Consider the following 24641-nt stretch of genomic DNA (forward strand, 5'->3'; position numbering starts at 1 on the left):
TATGAAAAAAATTATCGCTCTTCTTCTTACTCTTGGTTTGAGTTCAATGTTTGCATCAGAAGCAGCAGCTGTTAGCGCTGAAGCGGCAGCTCCGGTAAAAGCTGAAAAAAAAGTTAAGGTTGAGAAAAAAGTTAAAGTTAAAAAAGCTAAAAAAGTTAAAAAAGAAGCAGCAGCTCCAGAAGCAACAAAATAAATCTTATGAGAGAGATTTCTCTCTCATACTATCACATCTAAATAGTTATCTCTTTAATATCCGCAATTTTTAAAATACTTTTATAAATAGAAGCGACCAAAGATTTTCTGTTATTTCTTATAGCTTCATCATCGGCATTTACCATTACATCTTCAAAGAACTTATCAAGCTCAGGCTTAAGTCCTAAAAGCGCATCTAGTTCCTCTTCATAAGAGTTATATCTGCGAGCTGAAACTTCACTATATCTAGTATAAAGAGCTTCTTCTGCTTTTACTTCAAAAAGTTTACTATCTACCGACATATCAATCGACATGTCAATATCTTTAGTTATATTTGCAACTCTTTTAAAAGTCGAGAAAGATTCACTAAAACCTTCACTATTTACCATAGTCTCCAGTGCTTCTATCTTTTTACCCATTGAGAGCAATTCTCTCTCACCTGATGCTAAAACTGCTTCTATGATGGAAGGATTAACTTTAAAGTACTGTTTGACTCTCTCTAAAAAGAATGCTTCAAGTTTTGACATGTCAAACTCCGCATACTCTTTTGCCAAAAGTTTGAGTGTAGCGACTATGTCAAACTCTAAATTATGCTCTTTAGTTATTCTAATGAGTCCGTTTACCGCTCTGCGAAGTGCGAAAGGATCGCGAGAGCCTGTTGGAATCTGATTTATGCTAAACATACCTAAAAGAGTATCTAATTTCAAACTAATAGCAACTATTGCGCTCATAAGAGTTGAAGGAAGTTTACTCTCTTCGCCGTCAGGCAGATACTGCTCTTTTATACATGTAGCCACTTCATTGCTCTCACCGAGTGCTTTTGCATAGTAACATCCCATAAGACCCTGAAGTTCCGTAAACTCATAAACCATCTCTGTAGTCAAATCAGCTTTTGCAAGACTTACGGCACGCTCTAATATCTCTTTGCTTGAGTCTTTTGGTGCATACATGTCAAATAGAGTGTTAGCTATTTTTTTCTCTCGCTCAATCTTGTCTGCAACAGTTCCCAGACCGTTCATAAATATAACTTTCTCCAGCCCTTTTGTGCTTAGACCTTTTTTTAAATCATTGTTATAAAAAAAGAGTGCATCTGCCAAACGAGGACGAAGAACTCTCTCATTACCCTCAATCACTTTGGAAAAATCATCAGTTAGTGCATTTGAGACTACAACAAATTTATTTATAAGCTTGCCATCTTTAAAAACCGGAAAATACCTTTGGTGTTCTTTCATTGATGTAATAATCACTTCAGGAGGCAGTTTTAAAAACTCTTCATCAAATGAACCTAGAACAGGAGTCGGATGCTCCGTAATGGCTACAACTTCATCTAGCAAATCTTCATCAATCTCAATTTTTATGTTATTGCTGTTTTCAAGCGAAGAAAAATTAGTTAAAATATTTTCACGTCTTAGTTCAGGAAACAGTGTCACTCCGCCATCTTTTAAAACTTCAAAGTACTCTTTTGCTCCGCTAATTAAAACTGAATCAAAATTACTGATGCGGTGAACAAATGTCTCTTTTTTTGATTTAATGCCAAAAAGCTCAATATCAACAAGCTCATCGCCAAAAAGTACGTTTACCCAGCGTATAGGGCGTATAAAGCTCTCACTCATACTTCCCCATCTCATAGATTTGCCAAAATCCAAAGAGTTAATCCATGAGTTGATAATATCGCCAAAAAGCTCAGTACTAGGTTTCCCTTTTAACTCTTGTTTGTAATACAAAACATCTTTACCGCCTTTTTGCGCAGAACCGATTTTTTCTATATCTACACCGCATTTTTTTGCAAAACCCTCTGCCGCAGGTGTTGCTACACCGTCTTTGTACGCGACTTCAAGCGGTGCTCCAAAAAATTCTTCAATAGAATCGTCTTGAAAACTTTTGAACTCTCTGTGCCATAAAACTAAACGACGAGGAGTATAGTAAAATTCAAACTCACATAAAAGTGAATTTTTCTCTAATATATCTGCATATTTTTTTTCAATATTTTTCAGTTCTTTTAAAAGTGGAATGGCTGGAAGCTCTTCTACACCAATCTCGATTAGCAATGGTTTTATCATAAACAGACTCTTTATTTCAATATTAATTGCGCGATTTTATCTATATTTTCGTTAAATACTTATAAATACATGTAAATTAAAACTATCTTAATTCAGACATATATACCAAGTCAAATGTTTATATAAAAGTTTTAGCGGTTAAAATGTCGCACAAATTTTAAACAAATAAGGATTAGATATGCCGACAATAAATCGTTACATAGACATAGATACGGTAGAGCGAGAAAGCAAAAAAGACTATATAGATAGACATTCTCCTTTTATACATTGTGAAGATAGTGCTAAAGAGGGAGAAATGTTTAGTGTAACAGTAAAAATGGGAAATGAGTACTCTCACCCTGATGATTTTGATCACTATATAGCTAACATGTCACTTTTTAACGGTGAGACTCTTTTAGCGCGTGCTGATTTTACTCCGGGAGCTTTAGGAAATATAAAGGCTCATGCAACGGTAACATTTAACATTATTCCAACAGGAAGCAAACTAAAACTTACTGCTCAAGCATACTGCACTAAACACGGTGTTTGGGAATCAACCCAGAAAGTTGTAGAAGTAACTAAGTAGTAGAGATTGCCGCATCGTTTTATTCCTCGCTAGACGACATCTTCCGTCATCGAGCGAAGCGCAGTAAAATCTTAGAGTTTGAGAACTACTTTATCTCGTTAGCCATACTGTCTAAAGTAATAAACAGCTCTTTTGAAGCTTTTTCTGCCGAACTAAATGCAGAGATGATACTCTCTGCATTTTTAATAGCACCGTTTTCAATATAATCGGGAATACTTCTAACATTGTCATGTACAGTTTTATGTATTGGGTCGATTTTATTGTATGAATTTGTATTGGCAAACGACTCTTTTGCATCTCCAAGATACCATTTACCAAATCTACAGCTTGTATGGTCTGAAAATTTAAAATTATGGTCATCTTTAAATACTGCACTGTATCCGCTAAGTTTAAATGCAATATGGTCTAGTTTAGCAAGAGTAATGAACAGCTCATTTGATATCTTTTTATTTGAGAGCTGAATATCTTTTGCACCGCCTACCAAGTCATGTAAGCTACTGTTAAATACATCAAGTTTTTCTAGCGATGATGAAACCTCTTTATTCATATGCTCTGAAAACTCCTGCATTAATGCACTGTTTTGTTTTAAAAGATTTATATTTACTTCAACTTCACTTGTAGCTTTTTGAGTTCTCTCGGCAAGTTTACGTACTTCATCAGCAACTACCGCAAACCCTCTTCCATGCTCACCTGCACGAGCAGCTTCAATTGCCGCATTAAGTGCAAGAAGATTTGTTTGGTCACTTATATCTTTAATAAGAGATATAACGTTTGTAATCTCATTTACGCTGTTGTTTAACTGATCAGAATTCTCTCTGCTCTCATGCATCTTCTCAGAGATATTATTTAAAGAGTCTTCCATCTCATGAGTAGAATTTTTCACATCTTCTACAATATATTCAGTTTGAGCATTTTTGCTGTTTATATCTTTAAGAGCCACCATATTTGTTGTCAAGCCCTCTTGAACGCTTCCGACACCTGAAACTGCTCCCTCGTTTAAAAGTGATATAAGACTTAGAGTTAATTTATTTGCTTCTAATCGCTTTTCACTCTCAATTGAGTGTTCCTGCGCTCTTTGCAAACTCTCTTTTGCATCTTCAAGTGCTTTATGTGCAACATGTGCCAAATGATTTGCAGATTGCTGAATGAATCCTATCTCATCGGTTGAACAGTTTGTTATTTTTTTGGAAAAATCTTTTGAAGATACGATGTCGTCTATCTCATTTTTAAATCTATTTATTCTTTTTGCCAAACCGTTTGATATGTAAAAACTAAAAATAATTATAAAAAGAACTAATGCTATATTGGCAACAAGCCCCATTATCATAGCATTTGAAGCTCTGCTCTCTAACGTTGCAATTGTCTCTTCTAAATCTTTAGCTATTTTATCTTCTACTTTTTTCAAAATATTTATTTTTGATGTTATCGTAGCAAACCAATAAGTAGCATCAATATCAAAACCTCCGTTTGGATGTTCAAGCGCTATTTTTCTCATCCTTTGTACTTCTTCAACCTCTTTTGCTTTCATGCTATCTTCATAAAAAGTTTTAAGCTCATCCGATGCCAAAAAAAGAAACTTATTCATAAATATCTCTTGAGCGTTAAGTAGTCCGATAAATTTTTCATAAAATCCAGGTGCAAAGTTATCTCTGGAAAATGTTGATGATAAAACGGCTCTCTCAATACCAGATCTCTCTTTAGAGGATAGAAAGTTTACAAATGCATTAATGGCATTGTTCATATCTGCATTTGAACTCATCTTTGCTACCTCTTCTATAGAGTTTATAAAGCTTCCGTTTAAAGCAGTATAGTAACCAACCGGCACTGCTACGGCAACACTAAGCCCATCAACTTGCCCTCTTATCTCTTGAAGTTTTAAAAGCATATCAAATGATTTCGACATCTTTGAACGAAGACTCTGAGCATAAAAAGCAACCTCCATTGTTTTATAATACTCATTTAATTCAGCTAAAGTTTTATCAGTATCTTTTCTAATACCTTGTAATTCAGATGAAAATTTTTCACCTTTAGAGCTTATAAATCCTGCAGAAGCACCTCTCTCTTTTTGAAGATTATGGACAAGGGCACTACTCTTTTTACTATATCCAACCATCTCCTCAATATGCTTTAGAACTTTTACCTCTTTATAACTTCTATAGCTATCAGTACCCAGTGATATTGCTATCACAAAAATCGGTACAACAACTATCAGCGCCATCTTAAGTTTTATCGACATATTATTAAACACTGAAACTCCTTTAATTGTGACTGAAAAATCTATTTTAACATAAAAAATATATTTTATGCTATGTTTTTGTTATTAATTTTCTAAATAAAATTGACTAAATATTTTCTTATTATCAAGTGGTTTCAAAAATATTTTATACTTAAACGTAATTTTACTTTTCTTCAGCATTTCGGCTTGTGCAACTGTTACTAGTAAATATAAACCATTATCATGTACTATTTTTTCGATATCAGGATATTTTTTAGTAAGTAGTTTTATCAACTGTATTCCATTACTAAAAACAGAATTTGTAAAATCTAAATCCACAACTATTCTTGTATAAGTACATTTTTCTAACTCACTTTTTAGTATTGAAGTTGTATTAAAAATTAATATATCTAATGAGGGCATATCTGCGACTAAATTTTTTTTAAATACTTCTAATATTTTTAAATCTTTTGTAGCTAAAATTATTCTTTCTCTATCATATTTTTGAAATCTCTTTATATTTGATTTATCAATAATACCCCATTCATGAAGTACATTATGTGTATTAATCATTTTAAATTTTAAATTACTTTTTAAATAAGCAACTATGTTGGATGATTTCTTTGCTTTTTGCCATGCCAATTCATTTGCTTTAAATACATACAGAGTAATTATCTGTTGTTTTATATATTTTATACAAGTATTAATATGGTTGGATACACCATCAAGTAAGTGAGGAGCTTTATTTAAGTTTACAAATAATTCAACAAGTTTTGATTTATTTAATAAAGATTTTAACTCACTTTCAAATCTTTCTATCTCTTTTATATGATTTAAAATCAATAAAATTTCACTATTATCGTATTTTAAATCAATTTCTAAAAACACATCTAATAATTTGTCCATATATGGCATAAAATCATCATATGAAAGCTTTTGTTTCACTTTTACTCTATTTTTTATTTGTATTAAAAGGTGATTTAGCGGTAAAATAATTGAATATCGTACATCATCTTTTTTTGATAGGTCAGTTAATGAGTTTTGTGCATTTAATATAATATTATTAAAATCCTCACTAACACCTAGTGGTTTGTATCTTTCCGGTTCATGCCAAATATTGTATATCTTTTTCATAAGTAAATTATTTAATTTACATGAACTATTCACTACATTTATATAGTTTTCTAAAATCATTTGATAAATCATATAAATTTCATCTTTGTCAATTACATAATGATGGGTAAATTCATCACTTATGATAGGCTCTAAAATTTCTAAAGAAATATTAATGTTTTCTTCATCACAATAATCTTGAACCCATGTCCTAATATATTTCATCTGCTTAACATGATTCGATTTTATTTTTTGTTGATTGTGAAGTTTTTTCTTATGTTCTATTTGTATTTCATTAAAAAAATCAGAAAAACTTACAGTATTAAAAGGTTTGTATATTACTCCTTTTATACTTTCTTTAATTTTTTTTGATATGTTGTTTTTATTCATAAGAGTAGTTATAAAGATAACTTCTAGTGTTTTAATTTTATCAGTATCTATAAGCATCTCTATTAATTCTTCGCCGTTTAATTCAGGCATCATAACATCAGATATTACTAAAGATATCTTTGGATTCTTACTCAATAATTCAAAAGCCTGCATACCATCATAAGCAATATAAATATGCTCTTCGTGAAAAAAATAATTTGATATTTTATTTGATAATAAAATTTTTGTAATTACTTTTGTTATAGCTTTTGAATCATCGATTATCAATACATTTGTGGGCATCATTAAAATTAACTTTTTATATAAAAACTGTTATTACAAATATTTTTCATTAACGTTTCACTTGTCTAATCAAATAAATATAGCATACTCTCCGTATTTTCCATAACTTGATTAAAAGATGTATTTTGATCTAATTTTTCGGAGATTATAGCTAAAAAGAATGCTTGTGTACTACCAAAACTGTAACTGTAGTTATTGCCAAAATTATCTAACTTTATTTTAATTTCATCTTTATAGTTTTCATTTACTAAAATAATATACCTATTTCTATCAAAAATATAAATATCGGCTACACCCGATTCTATCTCATTACGTAAATCTTTTTTTAAAGATTTATTTAGTTCTGAATAAATAGCATTAATTTTACCACTCCCGTATTTACTAATAAAATTATTAATATTTCGTAAACCTACACAAAAAATATGATATTCTTGCTTACTATTAGACAATATACCGGCTATTTTATGTATAAAATCTTCCCTCGTTGGAAAATAATTATTTTCTAACTTCAATTTTTTAAATTCCATATTTAATGAATCAATATTTAAAAAGTTAAGCAGATAACTATTTTCCTCTTCTAATTTTATGATATTTATTTTATATTTTTTAAAAATTTGTGAACCGACTTCATTAATGCTATATAATCCATTATTTTGAATTAAATAATTAATCAACGTATCGTTATTCATAATTATCAATTTTTCATTTTTAAAAATATGCCCTAGAACAAATTCTTCAATTTTACAACTATTTTTTGATAGAAAATATTTATTAAAAATCATATTTGTATATTTAAATCTTCCATTTTCTATAAGTGCAATAGGAATCAACATATTATTCATTATCTTCAATTGAAGCTCATGTTGTTGTTTTATCTGTTTTTCAAGAAATATTTCTTGTCTTTCTCTATAAATACTTATAGCCATTTTTGTTATAGAAGGCATAAAAACATTTATATCAATTGGCTTTAAAATAAATCTATCCACTCCGATTTCAATTAACTGCATCAAATATTCAATATCATTATGAGCTGAAGTAACTATAATTATCTGTTCTTCATTAATTTTTTTTATCCTTTTTGCCATTTCAATACCATCCATTGACGGCATAGAAATATCGGTAATAACTATATCTTGTCTATTTTCTTTGTAGTTTCGTAATCCTAAAAATCCATTTTTTTCAACATCAACTTTAATAAATAATTTTTTTAATAATTTCTCTAACTGATCAGAGATATTTTTATCGTCTTCTACATATAAAACAGAAATATTCCTACAAATTTTACGAAGCTTTTCTACTTGTTCTTTATCCACTGCAGCAACCTTTGTCATATTTTGGCAGTTCTATCGTAAACTCAGCTCCGCCATTTATATTTTTTACGCTCAACGTACCGTCTAGGTTTCCTTCAACTATTGTTTTAGTCATATATAAGCCAAGCCCGGTACCATTTTTATCTGTTTTTGTTGAAAAATAGGGAGTAAAGATTTTTGGTAATACCTCTTTATCTATCCCAGCTGCATTGTCTGATATTTTTATATAAATAAATTTTGAATCTTCCTCGCATAAAATATCTATTTTTGGGTCAGCAATATTATTGTCAACCAATGCTTCTTGAGCATTGGTAAGTATATTTACCATTGCTTGAATTAACTCATCTTTAAATGTATTCATATTAAGGTCTATACCATTGTTGTTAAAAGCAACTACAATATTTTTCTTTTTACACTGCTCTTTTACTACTGATATTGCCTCTAATATTGATTCAGTCACAATAAATTCCTCCTTATTTTTACTCTTTTTTAAAAAATCTCTAAAAATATCAATAGTATTTGAAAGGTACTTTACATGTGAATCAATATTATTAAGACTCTCTTTTAAAATATTTTTATCTAACTCATCCATCATTAAATCAAATCTTAAATTATTTGATATCATACCGATTGATGTTATAGGTTGTCTCCACTGATGTGCAATCATAGCAATCATTTCACCCATAGCTGCTTGTTTAGATTTTGCCTGAAGCTCTTGAGATTTTAATTTCAACTCTGTTACATCTATACATGTAGCGCTATATCCTGTAAGTTTTTTTCTAAAATACATTGGAGAAATTATGATATTTACTATATAAAAAGAACCGTCTTTTCTTCTATTTCTAAGCTCTCCCTGCCACTGTTTCAAAGATTTCAAAGTTTGCCACATATGCTTATATAAATCCGGCATTGTGTTAAAATCTTTTAAAATAGAGTGCGCTTTTCCTATTAGCTCTTCCTTTGTGTATCCGCTTATTTTTTCAAACGGTTTCGACACATAAGTAATAATCCCATTAGCATCCGTTTCGGAGTAAATTATGTCATTATCTATCATCTCTTTTTTTGTTGCAAGTTCTCTTTTTATAAACAAAGAATCAACTATAACATTGACTCTTTTTAGAAGTTTAAACATGTCGATAGGTTTTGATAAAAAACCTTCTATTGAAAGTTCAATAATTTTCTCTTGTGCTAAAATATCATTAAAACCAGTAGTAACTACCACAGGAATCGTACACCCTTTTTTTCTAATTACTTCAACCATATTTATACCGTCTAATACAGGCATAATTAAATCAGTAATTATTATATCTATCTCATCTTTATTCTTTTCCAAGACTTCTAAGGCTTCTTGTCCATCATAAGCAATATAAACTTTATTAAAAATTTTTTCAATAATAGCCATTGTAGATTTTGCAAGGAATCTGCTATCTTCTACATATAGTACGGTAATAGACTTTAACCTATCAAACTTTCCCAATCAATATCTCCTATTTTATCTCATTAGCCATATTGTCTAAAGCTACAAACAGCTCTTTTGAAGCATTTTCTGCATGACTAAATGCTGATATAATTTTCTCAGAATTCCTAATAGCATCATCTTTAATATAATCAGGAATAGTTCTGACTTTGTCATGAACAGTTTTATGAATAGGATCGATCTTGCCGTACGAAGATGTTTTAGAAAATACAACCTTACCTTCACCGTTATACCATTTGCCAAATCTGCAACTAGTATGCTCTGAGAATGTAAAGCTATGGTCATCTTTGAATACAGCGTTATATCCATTAAGCTTAAACACTATATGATCTAATTTTGCAAGATTTATAAACATTTCGTTTGAAACTTCTTTATTGCTTGATTGAATTTGTTGTGCACTGGTAACTAATGATTCTAAACTCTCTGTAAAAGTATCTAGTTTTTCCATAGAAGTTAAAACTTCACTATTCATTTGCTCAGAAAATTCCTGCATAGCAGAGCTGTTTTGTTTCAAAAGATTTATATTTAATTCAACTTCATTAGTCGCTTTTTGAGTTCTCTCCGCGAGCTTTCTTACTTCATCCGCAACAACGGCGAAACCTCTTCCGTGTTCACCTGCACGAGCTGCTTCTATTGCAGCATTTAAAGCCAATAAGTTTGTCTGATCACTAATGTCTTTAATAAGAGCTATAACACTTGTAATTTCATTTACGCTGCTATTTAACTGGTTAGAATTTTCTTTACTTCCATTCATTTTTTCAGAGATATTATTTAGCGAATCACTCATTTGTGCAGTGGAACTTTGAACATCTGCTACTATATTTTCCGTCTCTGAGTTTCTTTTATTTATACAGTCCAAAGAACTCATTGTATCAACGATACCTTTTTGAACTCCTCCAAGTCCTGTTATAGCACCCTCACTTAAAAGCTCTGTTAATGACAACGTCAATTTATTTGCCTCTAAGCGTTTTTCACTCTCAATTGAATGTTGGTTTGATTTTTCCAAACTATCTTTAGCTTCTTGCATTGATTTATTGGCAAGACATGCTAAATGATTTACAGATTGTTGAATAAACCCTATTTCATCCTTACCGTTTTGAGAGATATTTTTAGAAAAATCGTTTGAGGATATAATATTGTCTATCTCTTGTTTAAATAAGCCGATTCTTTTTATCAGTCCATCTGAAACAAAAAAACTAAAACCTAATATGAAGAGTATTATTACAAAATTTATAACTAATCCTACTACCATAGAATTAAATGCTTTATTCTTCAAATCAACAACTTGCTCCTTAAGAGCATCCGACATTTTATTTTCAACTTTTTTTAACAAATTAATTTTTACGGTTATAGTAGTAAACCAGTAAGTAGCGTCTATATTAAATCCTCCGTTTGGATTTTCAAGTGCCACTTTTCTCATTCTAGCCACTTCATTAACTTCTTTTGACTCCATATTCTCTTCATAAAAAACTCTGTTTTCATCAGATGCTAAAAATAGAAATTTTTCCATATATGTATTTTGTTCACTTAAAAGTCCTATAAACTTCTCATAAAATCCGGGAGCAAAATTATCTCTGCTAAAAGTTGAAGAGAGTACAGCTCGCTCTATTCCAGCTCTCTCTTTTGAAGATAAAAAATTTACAAAAGCGTTAATTGCATTATTCATATCCACATGAGCACTCATTTTTGCTATCTCTTCTATTGTTTTAAGAAAATTAGCATTTGACTCCGTATAGTATTTAACAGGAATGCCTACTGCAACACTTAGTGAATCAACCTGATTTCTCATATCTTGCAATTTTTGAAGATTCTCAGCGGCTTTGGACATCTTTGCACGTAAACTTTGTGAATAATTATCTAACTTCATAGATTCATAATACTGTTTTAACTCCAAGAGAGTCGTATCGGTATCTTTTCTAATATTTACCAATTCTGATGAAAATTTTGCACCTTTAGAACTAATAAATCCGGCTGATGCACCCCTCTCTTTTTGAAGGTTATGAACAAGTGCGCTGCTTTTTGCACTGTATCCGACCATATCTTCTATTTGCTCTAATACATATACTTCTTTGTAGTTTTTATAACTTTGCATTCCAAGTGCTATAAATATAACTACTATCGGTATAACAACCATAAGTGCCATTTTTATTTTAATTGACATATTATTAAACATTTAACTTATTCTCCTCTTTTGTTTTAATTGGTATTTTAATTGTAAACATAGCCCCGTTATCTACATTTTTTACAAAAATTTCACCTTCAAGATGTCTATTTATTATTATTTTAGACATGTAAAGTCCTAGACCCGTACCGTTTTTTTGTTTTTTAGTTGAAAAATACGGCTCAAATATTTTTGACAGCACATCATCCTTTATACCCCCTGCATTATCTTTTAAATTTATCACTATATTTTGGTTTTCTTGCATACACTCTACGGTAATTTTTTTATCTTTTATATCTTGTGTATCAAACGCATCTTTTGAATTATTTAAAATATTTAGCAATACTTGTGTTAACTCATTTTTATATGTATATAATAAAATTTCTCCACATGTACTTTTTATTTCTAGTGTTATTGAATTTTGTTCTAACTGTTTTTTAAGAAGAGCTACACTTTTATCTATAGCATCATTTACAAAAACTTCTTCTTTAGATTTGCTCTCTTTGAAAAAATTTCTAAAATCATCAATAGTATGAGATAGATATTTAATTTGTTTATTTATGTCTTCCAGTTCATTTTTAAACAACTCTTTATCAAGCTCATTCTCTTCGCTTATTATTATGTTAAAAAGCATGTTGTTTGATATCATACCTATAGATGTTATAGGTTGTCTCCATTGATGAGCTATCATCTCTAACATCTCGCCCATAATAGCACTTTTTGACTGCACGATTAACATTTTTTCATGCTCTCGTATTTTCTCTACTGATTGTTTTACTCTATCCTCAAGTTCATCATTAAGTTTTTCTAACTCTTTTACACCGACACACGCGCTTAGAGCAAAATTTATTTTTTTCTTAAAATTACATATCATATTGTATGTATCTTCTATATGTTTATTTTCATTATAAACAAACTTCATATAACCCATTTTTAACGGTAAAACTATTATGTAAAAATTTTTAGACTTTGCCATAAAACACTCATAATATGACATTTTTATTTCATTATCTTCATCTTTTCCTGCTGAAACTGTCGGTAAAATGCTATCTATGCTTTCATAAAAACCCACAAAAACAGCCTTTGTAGATTGATAAAAAGTAATAACAACCTCTGCCATCATACTCTCTAGTTCAAATGAATTACCGATAGAGCTTAAGCACTCGTACGATATTGCTAAATATTTATCGTTCATTTAACACATCCAAATTATTAAATACATTCATTTGGATATCCTATAAAATAACCTTGCATAGCATCAATATTTAACTTAACAAGAGTATCATGAATCTCTTGCGAACTTACATGTTCTGCTATAACTTCAACACCTAACTTATGTCCAAATTCTATAATCGTTTCTACAAGTACATGCATCTTTTTATCTTCTAGCATTTGGCTTATTAAGCTGCCGTCTATTTTTATATAATCTGGATTAAGAGTAAATACATATGCAAAATTTGAGTATCCGCTTCCAAAGTCATCTATGGCTATCTTTATGCCATGCACTCTAAAACGATTAATAAACGCATTGACAATATCGATGTTATCCAACTGTTCCGTCTCTACAATTTCAAATATTAGTCGCTCACCTATATTATGCATAAGTATTGTCTCTTCCAATCTATTCATTAAGTCACTATTACTCATATCCGCGTATGAAAAATTTAAAGAAAAAACACCCTCATTTTCAAGCATAAAATCAATTGCTTTAAAAATAAGCATCTGTGAAATTTCATTATAATAACTGTGTCTTTTGGCGATATCTAAGAATAAACCCGGTGCAGTTAGCTTATTTTCACCGTCGGTGTTTTTTATTCTCATAAGCACTTCATATTTTATGTTGTTGTTTTTCATAATTATCGGCTGAAAAACAGGTACGATTGAGCTATTTTCTATACTGTTTTGCAACATTTTTTTAACTTCGATAATATTTTTTACATCTTTTGTATTATCCGGAATATCTTTATAAAAAGCATATTTAACACCATGCTTTTTAGCATAATTTAACGCTTGATGCAAACATTCTAGCAATCTGTTTTGACTTTTTGCAATTCCAAGTGTAATGCCTACATGTATATCATCTACGCCTATTATATTAAATCTTTTTTTCTCCAACACTTTACATATATTTTTTGCATCTTCTTCTATAACTTCACAATCATTTGGGAACTCTTTTTTTAATAATACGAAATCATCATTGGAAACTCTAAAAACTTCATATCCACAATGTTGCGCTTCATCTTTTAATATATTTGCCACTTGATAAAGAAGATGATTTCCATGTGCAAATGAGTAATAGTCATTAATTAATTTAAAATCATTTATATTCACTAAAATTGCATATTTTTCAATATCGTTATTTATACACTCTATAAAATATTGACGATTAAAAAGTGAAGTCAGTGCATCTATGTTATGAAATTCATCTACCGATGTGGCAGTATTTCCGCTAAGCTGTTTTTTCATCTCTTCATAATGATATTTCATCATTTTATTTGCATAAATATTTTTAACTGTAGAATACAATTTTTCAAGCATAATATTCATATCGATTGGCTTAAGTAAAAACCCAGAAATACCTATGTTTATAAGTTTTAGTAGCTCATCTATCTCTTTGTGTGCAGAAATTAAAATTATTTGCTGTTCTTTATTAATTTGTATAATTTTTTTACAAAGTTCGACACCGTCCATTTGCGGCATCTTCAAATCTGTTATGACTAAATCGTACTGATTTTGTTTGTACATCTCTAAAGCATCAAATCCGTTTATAGCAATATCTACGCTGTCAAAGAGTTGTTTCATCATCTTAGAGATTTGGTCTCTAATGCTTTTTTCATCTTCCACATACAAAACACTTACTGAACTTCCTAGTACACGGATCTGCTTAATAAGATTTAAATCCATCCCAATATCCTCAAATAAAAAATTTCAACTGGTGCAAGTATTATATACATAAATTGTCGCCCAGTTGTCTCACTATTTTTTAGGAAATATGATAGCATAACTAATGTATAATGACAACAAATAAAATAGAACTGGAACAATCATGGATCTTGTTATAACTCTTTTAAAAGAGTTGTCTGCTGACAAAAAACTGCTTATTGTTGAAGATGATGCGGACATCGCACAAAGTCTTTACCGTCTGCTATCGTCATTTTTTAAAAAAAGTTTTATCGCGTTAAACGTATCTGAAGCTATTGAAATTTTTGAAATAGAGTCAAAAAATTCAACCCTCCTAATATTAACAGACATAAATTTAGGAAATAAAAGCGGTATAGATTTAACTTGCTATGTTAAAAAAGCAAATCCTCTGCAAAGAGTTATAGCTATTTCTGCAACAGACAACCGCGCTATCTTTATAGATTCTATTGAGTGTGGAGTAGATAAGTTTGTACTAAAACCAATAGATATGCAAAAACTTTTTGAAGCACTTATATCGGTCTTAAAAAAGATTGATTATGATCAAGAGTTGCAAAAAAGCAGAAAGCTTTTGGAAGAGTCAAAAGAGTATGCTTTGAAACTCTTAAAAGAACAAGACCAATTTTTAAAAAATGCCATACATGAAATACACACTCCTCTAGCAGTAATAATAACAAATATAGATTTACTTAGAATGAGCGAAATAGACAATGAATTTTTAAATGCCATTGAAGCCGGAAGTTATATTATTCAAAACAGTTATGAAGATATGACATATTTAATGAAAAGCAATAAAGTAGCAGACGTAAAAACAAATATAGATATTGTGGATTTTATATCTAAAAGAAAAAAATATTTTAATTGCATAGCAGAAGTAAATAATCTCTCCATATCTATGTTTATTGGCCAGCCGAATTTTCCGATGTTATATTTTTCAGAATTAAAACTGACTCGTCTAATAGACAATACTTTGTCTAATGCAATAAAATATTCTTACCGTCCAAGTGAAATAAATATAACAATCGGTATGTATGAAAACAAGCTTTTCTTTGAAATACGAAATCACGGACCGATAATACAAAATAAAAAAGATATTTTTAAAAGATTTTATAGAGAGTCTGAGCACAAGGGAGGCTATGGCTTAGGACTTAGTATCGTCGCTCAGATTTGTGAGGAAGAAAATATAGATATTAAAATTTTATCAAATAAAACAAGAGGAACATCTTTCAAATATATTTTTAATATTGCAACGAATTTGCAACAAACTTTATCTACAATTTCGGTAGAATAATTAATTAAGGAGATATTATGAAAGTTTTATTACTTGAAGATGAATATATGTTGTCTCGCTCTATTAGTACTTATCTTCTTAATAAAGGTTGTTTTGTAGATATATATGATAATGGAAAAGAAGTTCTTGAAATAATCCAAACAAATAAACATGATTTTTATATATTAGATATAAATACTCCTTTAGTAGGCGGTTTAGAATGTTTAAAAGTGATTGCTCAAAAATATCCCGAAGTTCCTAAAATTATTATAAGTGCTTATCATGATATTAGTTATATTTCAGATGCATTTTCATTTGGCTGTAGCGATTATTTAAAAAAACCGTTCAATTTAAAAGAGTTAGAAATAAGAATTAATCATCTTTTATATATTGAGTCCTCAACGGCAAAACTGTTAGATGAACCGATAATAAAACTAGGTAAAGATTACTCTTTTAATAAAGGGACTAATTTTTTATATTATAAAGGTGAAGTTCAACAATTTACAAAACGTGAATATGATTTAATACTTCTATTTGTAAGTAATCTCGGTCAAATTATAAGCGATGAAAATATCCGCTCTTTTATATGGCAAGGGGATGATACTAAAGGCTCTACAATCCGTTCTTTGGTTAATCGCGTAAATAACAAATTAAAAGAAGAACTCATACAAAATATTCGTGGTTTTGGCTATCTTATGACAAAATCAAACCCTTTAAATTAATTTTCCACTTTTTTTGCAACATACTTGCAACAGTAATATGAAATAATTATGCTATGTTTTTGACAAGAAAAGGGAAATATAGTGGACTCAAATACAAAACCAAACATCAACAGTTTGACAAAACGTCTAAAAGAAGTTTGTTATGAAATTAATTTACTTTTAGTTGAAGATGATATATTTTTACAAGACCAAATTAAACAATTTTTATCAAAATTTTTTAATAAAATAGATACTGCAAACAATGGAATAGAAGCTTTAGAAAAGTATATTGAAAACTCTTATGAACTTGTTATTACGGATTTGACTATGCCGATGATGAATGGCATTGAATTAACAAAAAATATAAAAGAGATAAAAAATACTCAAAATATTTTGATTTTATCCGCTCATTATGAAAGTGAAAATCTTTTACCGCTTGTAAATATAGGAATAGACGGCTTTATAACTAAACCTATGGATATGGAAAAAACACTTTTACAGTTAATCAAAACTTGCGAACTAATATATAACGATAAACTTTTAAGATATTATCATAATATACTAGAAGAGACAAATGAAGAGCTTCTAAAAAATAATCATAAATCAGAATACAATTTAGTTGCAACAAAAAACCATAAACTTCAGCCAACATCAAAAATCCCTGAAGTTAAAGAGAGCGTTAAATCTAAAGATGTATGCATTCTTCCAAAAAGTACAAAAATGAGCGCGGTTGATTTTTTTAATGCATATCCTTTTGAGTTAGAAAAAACAAATGAGGATTTAGAAATGCTTGAAGACAAATTCAATCTTGCCTTAATTAGGTCTGAAAAAAATATACATGGCGAAATGCTGGAACAATTTATCGAGATCATGAAATGTTATGCTCATACGATTGAAATGATTCCTCAATTTGGAGCATTATCTTACGGCATACGCCAACTGGCAAAAACATTCGAATTTATCGAAGATCCACAAAAATTAAGCTCTGCTCTTCCTATGCTAGCGCATCTTTTTGATAATCTTGAACAATGGAGGAAAGCTGTTTTTTACTACTGCGACGCAGAAGATATACACTATATGGATGACTCTCTAATTAGTGATGCCCAAAGTCTTCAGGGCATACTTGATTATAAAAGCAACTCATCGGATTCAGATTCCGATGATATAGAACTATTTTAAAACATCAAAAAAAAGGAAAAAAATGAATTTTATTCATAATCTGTCAGTTTACAAAAAACTGTATTTATTATCGTTTATCAGCACGGTAGGTATTCTAATGTTTGGAATTAACAACATTATGTCTATAACAAAAGAGAGAAATGAACTATTGCAAGTTAAAAATAAAACAACAGAGGCAAAAGCTTTTGCAAGTTTGATTCATGAACTTCAGATAGAACGCGGACTAACTGCAGGTGTAATTGTCTCTAACGGAACAAAAAATAAAGATAAGCTTCAAGAACAGCGAAAAAATACAGATAAAGAACTTATAGAAGCTAAGGATATTTTATCTTCTTCATTTAATGAAAATCTTTTAAAAAATAGAGCCTCTGTAGATTCACTTAGTATTTCTCTTGGAGAAGGTACAGGATTTTATACAAAAGCAATTGCTTCTTTAGTTGATGGAGTTATTAAAATTCCTTCACTGATAAATAACAAAAATATTGCAGGAGCTATTCAGGCATATTCACATATAACACTTTCAAAAGAATCCCTTGGAAGAACGAGAGCTATTTTAAACGGAGCCTTTATAAAAAATGCTTTTGCTCCCAATATGTACACAAAGTTGTGTACAAACAAAGGTATTATAGAATCAAACAACAAGATTTTTACAACATTGGCAACGCCTGAAGCACTTGAACTGTTTAAGAAAAATGGGTTAAGCGAAGATTCACTATTTGTTAATGACACTATTGCATTAGCAATAAGCAAACCAGAAGGCAATTTCAGCGTAGATGCTTCTGTTTGGTTTACTAAAGTAACAAATACGATTAACGGGCACAGAGAGGTTGAAAAATTATGTTTTTTCCAAATAGATAAAATGGTTAACGAAGCAATTACAAATGATACAAATAAGCTTATTTACACAACAGGATTATTCATACTCATTATATTTATAACTCTTTTCTTTGCAGCTACAATAGGTAGAAATATAGCTGAAAAAATTACAAAAATGAATGCAGGATTATCTTCATTCTTTAATTTTTTAGGACAAAAGCAAAAGACAATTGAAAAAATCAATTGTTCAAGTCATGATGAATTTGGTGCTATGAGTGCAATGATTAATGATAATATCTATATTTTAGAGAAAAAATTTAATGAACAGCAAAAAAATATTACTGATTTTAATGAGATATGTGATTATGCCGCAAAAGGATTCTTATATCATAGAATAACTTCAGACTATGAAGATACAAACCTTAAAATTCTAAGCAACTCATTTAATGGCATGTTAGATGAAATAGAAAGAACTTTCAAAAATATAATTGACATAATTATAGCTATGGCTCGTGGAGACTATTCTCAAAGCAATACAATTACAAATTCTTCATCAGGTGCTTTCGCATCCATGTTGAATTCTATTGGAGCAATAAGAACAAATAATAGTGAAATTTTTGCAGTAATAACAAAATTCTCACAAGAACTTAATAAAGAGGCAACAGAACTTAGCATCTCAGGAGATGAACTAAGTACAAGTGCAAACGAGCAAGCTTCAAGCTTAGAAGAAACAGCAGCTGCCATTGAAGAGCTTACGTCCAATGTTGCGGCAAATGTTGCAAAAACAGAGGAGATGACAAAAGTTGCTCAAGATGCAAAAACAGCTGCACAACATGGAAATAACGTAGCTACTGAAAGCTTAGGGGCTATGAATGAGATAGTAAATGCCACTGAAGCTATCGCTGATGCCGTTAGCATTATAGAGAACATTGCATTCCAAACTAATATCCTCTCACTCAATGCTGCAGTTGAAGCAGCAACGGCAGGAGATGCAGGTAAAGGATTTGCAGTTGTTGCTCAAGAGGTAAGAAATCTTGCTAACAGAAGTGCCGATGCCGCAAAACAGATTCAAGAGCTATCTTATGCTGCAAGAGAAAAATCTCAGGGCGGTTTGCAGACAACACAAAATATGATGGACAATTTCTCTTTAATTACTAAAAAAATTGAACAAACCGATGAGTTAGTCAGAGATGTTACAAATGCGTCTCGCGAGCAAATGGACGGCATAAATCAAATCAACAATGCTATTTCGCAATTAGACCAAATGACTCAGCAAAATGCAAAAACTGCCAATAATGTAGCAGAAACTGTTAGTGACGTTTTATATAAAACAGAGCAGCTTGAAAGCATGTTAACAAATATAAAGTACGACAAGAAAAGCATTGAAAATACTTGTGACGTGAATCTTTTATTTACGACAACAAAACTAAAACTAGATCATATTAATTATAAAGAAAATAATTATGCTAAATTAAAATCAGAAGTGACTCCGTGGAAAGTTGTCGGTCACCATGATTGTAATTTAGGAAAATGGATAGATGCAAATTCAAATGAATCTTTTGCAAAAACTCCAGAGTGGCAGACACTTTTAAAAGAGCATGAACATGTACATGCAGGCGTTCAGTCCTTTATACATGAAGATTTGTCAAATGCATCAAAAGAGACTATGTTTAAGTTAAGCCAAGAGATTGAAAATGCAACAATCGGAGTATTTAAAGGTTTAGATAATGTCAAGATAAATAATTGTAAAGATAAATAACACAACAACTTCCTCTATATATATGTTTTTTACTCCCCACAATAACAAACCCTAGTTATTATGGGGAGGCCACAACAAAAAGCAAATTTTTTTGCAACAAACTTGCAACACTACCTTGATAATATTTTGTTACGTAAAATACAATGGAGTCTTTATGAAAGCATCTGTCTTAGAAAAACTATCTATTAAACAGAAAATGCGTTATTTGAGAGTATTTATTGCTTTTATAATGATCATAGCATCTATGCTTGTTTTTTTTACTTTAGAAGAAATTGAGCTTAAATATAACAATTTGCAGAACAATGCAACTGCCGGTGCTATATATACTTTAGAAATTGAAAAAGATTTAAATTATGTTAGCAGGATAAGCCGCGATATTATGCTTGGAAACTCTTATGATAAAAATCTAGAAAAACTCATAAGCAAAGTAGAGGCAATTAAAAAAAATTTCTCCAACCTTGAAGAAATTTCAAATAACGATTCTATTAATTTAATCTCTAACGCAAAAGAGAGTACATATAAATTTTTAGATAAATCTTTAGAAATGATGAAAAATCTAAATCAAGAAGAGATTTCCAAAAATACGGCTTCTATTTATGCAAAATACAAACAAGAGCTTACTCCTTATGCAGAATTATCAAGAAAAAACTTTGAAAATGTACTTCATCTTAAACGTGAAAATTTCAATACTGCAAAAAAAGATATGCATACAAAAATTTCAAACTATAAAACAACAGTAGTTTTTTACGGTTTTGTAACTACTCTTTTAATATTTATTTTTGCAAGTTTTATTCAACATTCAATCTTATCTGCTCTTTCTTCTTTTACTCAAATTATTGAAAAAGTATCAAATGGTATTTTTATAGATACAAGAATTGAAGTAGTAGATGAAACAGAACTTGGAATTATGGGTGGCTCATTGGAAAAACTAATTTATCAAATGAAAAATTTCATATATGAAATAGATATATCCATTAACAATGCGGTCAAAGGTGATTTTAAAAGAGCAATTAGCAATGAAGGGATGCTTGGAGATTTTGTCGATTCAATAGCTCTTATACAAAGTTCCATATCCGTTATGCAAAATCAAGAAAATCAAAAACAAAGAGATATACTAAATTCACAGTTAAGCGTAATGTCTATTGAAGTAAATGAAAGTCTTAGTGTTATACAAAAAGACCTCGAAAAAAATATTTCAAATTTAAAAACAGTCACACGTACGACAAAAGATGCGGCAACACTCTCCGATAGCTCTCGTTTAATCATAGAAACTATCATAGTAGAATTAAAATCCCTTACTACAAGTGTTGACAATAATAACAATGCTATATCAAACATGTCAGCTCGAACACAAGATATCAGTTTAATTATTGATTTAATTAGCGATATTGCAGAACAGACAAATCTACTAGCATTAAATGCAGCAATTGAAGCGGCACGTGCCGGTGAGAACGGACGCGGATTTGCCGTTGTTGCCGATGAAGTTCGAAAACTAGCTGAGAAAACACATAATGCAACTGGGGAAATTTCGGCTTCTATAAATTCACTAAAACAAGATATGCATCATATAGAAGAGAGTGCTGATGGTATGTACCAGATAGCTCTGGAATCAAGTAAAAAAGTACGTAAATTTGAAGAAACGCTAATTAATCTTAATGAAACATCTTCAGAAATAGTAAATTCCTCTTATATGATGGAGAATTCTCTGTTTATTGTTTTGGCAAAGATAGACCATATATTATATAAATCAGGTGCATATAACAGTCTGATGAGATGTGAACCAAGACTAAAAATTATGAATACTAAAGAGTGCAGTATAGGCAAATGGTATGAAGGTGAAGGAAAAAGAAGATTTTCAAAAACACAAAGTTTAGCACTAATGAACGAGCCGCATCACTTAATTCATGAGTTGGTAAATAAAAATTTATCATATATGGGAGATAAAAACGGTTCGGAATGCTTAAGAAATTCATCTCAAATAATAGAGAATTTTAAAAAAATGGAAAATGCAAGTTCAAAACTATTTGTCCTTATGGATAACTTATTAAAGGAAGTATAAAATGTATAGAAACAATATGGAAAATATGGAAGACCTGTCAAATTTGATGGAATTAGATATGTGCGTGTTTAAAATAGATGAAGAAGAAAAAACTTCTTTAAATGAAATTTCATTGTCTCTTAACTTACATGTGCATTCTCTTTGCAGTGAAATAGATAAAATAGTTTCTTTGTTACGTAACTGTAGTGAAAGCAATATTTTGTCATTTTTAAGTCAAGAAGATTCACAAGCGACTCTTACAAAATCAGTAAAATCGGTAAATAATTTAGCAAAAGCAATTATTTCTATGCTGAATCTAGAGTTATTAAATAGTAATATTTTACTAAAACACTCTCTTAGCTCGGCTTTACAAGAAGTTAAAGATATCTCGGATATTATGGAATTTATAGCGACTACAATAGAAAAACTAAAGCTACAAGCCAAAGATAAGAGTCAAGACCAAACTGATTTTATGATTTCTACAAAAAAGATTTGTAATATTGGACATAAAATCACACATGAAATTGATGCCGTAAAATCTTTTGCAAAGTCTCTTTTCTTTGACAACTCTTCATCAGAACGTATGCTTTACATGTAAAAATTTTAAATTGTAGAAACTGCAACAAAACTGCAACACTAAAAAGCAATAATTGTTATATGTAAACTTAAAAAAAGGATTTTAAAATGGAAACATTTTCTACAAACGACGGCGAGATTATTCTCAATGAAAACACTTTTTTAATATCAGAAATGAATGAAAGCGGGATTATAATATCTGCAAATAATGATTTTTGCAAAATTTCAGGATTTAATGCAGATGAACTTATAGGCAAACCTCACAACATACTTAAACATCATGATGTACCAAAAGCCGTACTTAAAGATTTGGAGCAATCCATTAAAAGAGGAGATTTATGGAAAGGAATTATAAAAAATAAAACTAAAGACTCTTTAAAATACTACTGGACATTCTCAATTATCGTTCCTACTAAAAGTAATTCTAAAAACAACCTTTTATGCTTAGGCGTAAAACCATCAGAAAGTGAAATAAAAAATACTATAACACTCTTTGAAAGGTTAAATCAAGGTTTTCAAATTGCAACATAGTTGCAACATAACTAAGTAATAATTCCTCCTACAGATTATAAAAACAAGGATTTACAAGTGAATTTATATACAATGAATGCAAATGAAAAGATGCTTGATGATAATGCCTTTTTAATTTCAGAAACAGATGCAAAAGGAATTATAGTTTTTGCAAATGAAGATTTTTGCAAAGTGGCAGGGTACAGCATAGACGAATTAATTGGTAAACCCCACAACATAATAAGACATGCAGATATGCCAAAAGCAGCCTTTAAAGATTTATGGGAAACTATAAAAAAAGGTGAAATTTGGACTGGATACGTAAAAAATTGTGCCAAAGACAAATCCCAATTCTATTGGGTTTATGCAACGGTATTTCCCATAGATAGAGACGGAAAAAAACATTATATTTCTTGCAGAAGAAAAGCTACACTAGATGAGACCCAAAAATACGGCTTACTATACAAATCAATGATGAATAAGGATAGTTAATGTTTGGAACTAATACTAAAAATTTTTTGCTGTTGGAAAATATGCTAAGTGATGCGTTTGACATAATCGATGGTAAAAGAAATAGTTATCGTTATGTTGAGTCAAGTTTTTCAGATAAAAAATTTAATAAAATTAATGAAATAATCAAAAACCGTATTAATAGTTTTATGTTGAAAGATCAAAAAGATATGCTTGCAATGGGTGAGCTTGTTCTATCGCTTGATCATATGAAAACCGGTGTTTTCAAAGAGTCAAAAATTGTAGGTTATAAAAGAGAGACTTATGTTATGGCTGTTGCATTTAACGATTTAACACATCTTTTGAATGATAAATTTGAAAAAATAGGTAAAGTTTTAGATGCTTTTACACATAACGATTTTACTCCAAAGCTTGAGCTAGAAGGAGTAAAAGGTGAAATGGCATCCTTGATTGACGGAATAAATCTTTTAAGAGAAGAGTTAACTTTTACTCTATCTTCAAATCTCTCAAACGGAATTGATTTGCAAACCGATGCTTCATCACTTAAACAAGCAGTAGAAGCACTCTCAACTGCTTCTAACCAACAAGCCGCATCACTTGAAGAAACAGCCGCTGCTATGGAAGAGATGACATCTAA

19 protein-coding genes are annotated in these 24641 nt (G+C 30.2%); 11 read left to right on the forward strand and 8 right to left on the reverse strand.

The annotated features are described in order from the left end of the window. The first annotated feature begins 1 nt into the window (after position 1). Entirely contained in the window at positions 2-193 is a 192-nt protein-coding gene (locus A2530_RS11815; protein WP_294885173.1) for a hypothetical protein, read from the forward strand. 37 nt (positions 194-230) lie between these two features. On the opposite strand, the gene glyS is transcribed toward A2530_RS11815, so the two are convergent. Further along, positions 231-2252, reverse strand: coding sequence for a glycine--tRNA ligase subunit beta (gene glyS / locus A2530_RS11820; RefSeq protein WP_294885172.1), 2022 nt, complete (start codon positions 2250-2252; stop codon positions 231-233). Positions 2253-2430: 178 nt separating this feature from the next. On the opposite strand from glyS, the gene A2530_RS11825 reads away from it, so the two are divergent. Further along, a complete protein-coding gene (locus A2530_RS11825) occupies positions 2431-2817 on the forward strand; it encodes a class II SORL domain-containing protein (protein WP_294885171.1) in 387 nt (128 codons plus the stop codon). 85 nt (positions 2818-2902) lie between these two features. On the opposite strand, the gene A2530_RS11830 is transcribed toward A2530_RS11825, so the two are convergent. From A2530_RS11830 to A2530_RS11860, 7 genes are all read right to left on the reverse strand, one after another. Further along, positions 2903-5065, reverse strand: coding sequence for a nitrate- and nitrite sensing domain-containing protein (locus A2530_RS11830; protein ID WP_294885170.1), 2163 nt, complete (start codon positions 5063-5065; stop codon positions 2903-2905). 72 nt (positions 5066-5137) lie between these two features. Further along, the gene (locus tag A2530_RS11835; RefSeq protein WP_294885169.1) at positions 5138-6820 is read right to left on the reverse strand and encodes a response regulator; all 1683 of its coding nucleotides are present in this window, start codon (positions 6818-6820) and stop codon (positions 5138-5140) included. Positions 6821-6882: 62 nt separating this feature from the next. Further along, the gene (locus A2530_RS11840) at positions 6883-8130 is read right to left on the reverse strand and encodes a response regulator transcription factor (RefSeq protein WP_294885168.1); all 1248 of its coding nucleotides are present in this window, start codon (positions 8128-8130) and stop codon (positions 6883-6885) included. Further along, positions 8123-9604: a PAS domain S-box protein gene (locus A2530_RS11845; RefSeq protein ID WP_294885167.1), complete on the reverse strand. Its 1482-nt coding sequence runs from the start codon at positions 9602-9604 to the stop codon at positions 8123-8125. The genes A2530_RS11840 and A2530_RS11845 overlap by 8 nt, the downstream gene beginning before the upstream one ends. Before the next feature lie 10 nt (positions 9605-9614). Then, positions 9615-11777, reverse strand: coding sequence for a nitrate- and nitrite sensing domain-containing protein (locus A2530_RS11850; protein WP_294885166.1), 2163 nt, complete (start codon positions 11775-11777; stop codon positions 9615-9617). Further along, complete coding sequence (locus A2530_RS11855) at positions 11770-12960, reverse strand: sensor histidine kinase (RefSeq protein ID WP_294885165.1); 1191 nt, start codon at positions 12958-12960, stop codon at positions 11770-11772. Before A2530_RS11855 ends, A2530_RS11850 begins: the two co-directional genes overlap by 8 nt. Before the next feature lie 17 nt (positions 12961-12977). Continuing rightward, entirely contained in the window at positions 12978-14669 is a 1692-nt protein-coding gene (locus A2530_RS11860) for an EAL domain-containing response regulator (protein WP_294885164.1), read from the reverse strand. Between the two features lie 142 nt (positions 14670-14811). On the opposite strand from A2530_RS11860, the gene A2530_RS11865 reads away from it, so the two are divergent. From A2530_RS11865 to A2530_RS11905, 9 genes are all read left to right on the forward strand, one after another. Continuing rightward, a complete protein-coding gene (locus tag A2530_RS11865; protein ID WP_294885163.1) occupies positions 14812-15975 on the forward strand; it encodes a hybrid sensor histidine kinase/response regulator in 1164 nt (387 codons plus the stop codon). Positions 15976-15992: 17 nt separating this feature from the next. After that, positions 15993-16676 carry a response regulator transcription factor gene (locus tag A2530_RS11870; protein WP_294885162.1) on the forward strand — a complete coding sequence of 228 codons (684 nt, stop codon included), beginning with the start codon at positions 15993-15995 and terminating at the stop codon, positions 16674-16676. Between the two features lie 81 nt (positions 16677-16757). Beyond that, positions 16758-17834 carry a response regulator gene (locus A2530_RS11875; protein WP_294885161.1) on the forward strand — a complete coding sequence of 359 codons (1077 nt, stop codon included), beginning with the start codon at positions 16758-16760 and terminating at the stop codon, positions 17832-17834. A 22-nt stretch (positions 17835-17856) separates the two neighbouring features. Continuing rightward, positions 17857-20409 carry a methyl-accepting chemotaxis protein gene (locus A2530_RS11880; RefSeq protein WP_294885160.1) on the forward strand — a complete coding sequence of 851 codons (2553 nt, stop codon included), beginning with the start codon at positions 17857-17859 and terminating at the stop codon, positions 20407-20409. 154 nt (positions 20410-20563) lie between these two features. After that, a complete protein-coding gene (locus tag A2530_RS11885) occupies positions 20564-22468 on the forward strand; it encodes a methyl-accepting chemotaxis protein (RefSeq protein WP_294885159.1) in 1905 nt (634 codons plus the stop codon). A gap of 1 nt (position 22469) precedes the next feature. Next, positions 22470-23045 carry a hypothetical protein gene (locus tag A2530_RS11890; RefSeq protein ID WP_294885158.1) on the forward strand — a complete coding sequence of 192 codons (576 nt, stop codon included), beginning with the start codon at positions 22470-22472 and terminating at the stop codon, positions 23043-23045. Positions 23046-23131: 86 nt separating this feature from the next. After that, positions 23132-23554: a PAS domain-containing protein gene (locus A2530_RS11895; protein WP_294885157.1), complete on the forward strand. Its 423-nt coding sequence runs from the start codon at positions 23132-23134 to the stop codon at positions 23552-23554. Positions 23555-23626: 72 nt separating this feature from the next. Next, a complete protein-coding gene (locus A2530_RS11900; protein ID WP_294885562.1) occupies positions 23627-24025 on the forward strand; it encodes a PAS domain-containing protein in 399 nt (132 codons plus the stop codon). Further along, the coding region (locus A2530_RS11905; RefSeq protein WP_294891537.1) for a hypothetical protein at positions 24025-24641 on the forward strand (617 nt) is incomplete at its 3' end. The genes A2530_RS11900 and A2530_RS11905, both read left to right, overlap by 1 nt.

The organism is Sulfurimonas sp. RIFOXYD2_FULL_34_21 (assembly GCF_001830805.1).
Taxonomy (GTDB): Bacteria; Campylobacterota; Campylobacteria; order Campylobacterales; family Sulfurimonadaceae; genus Sulfurimonas.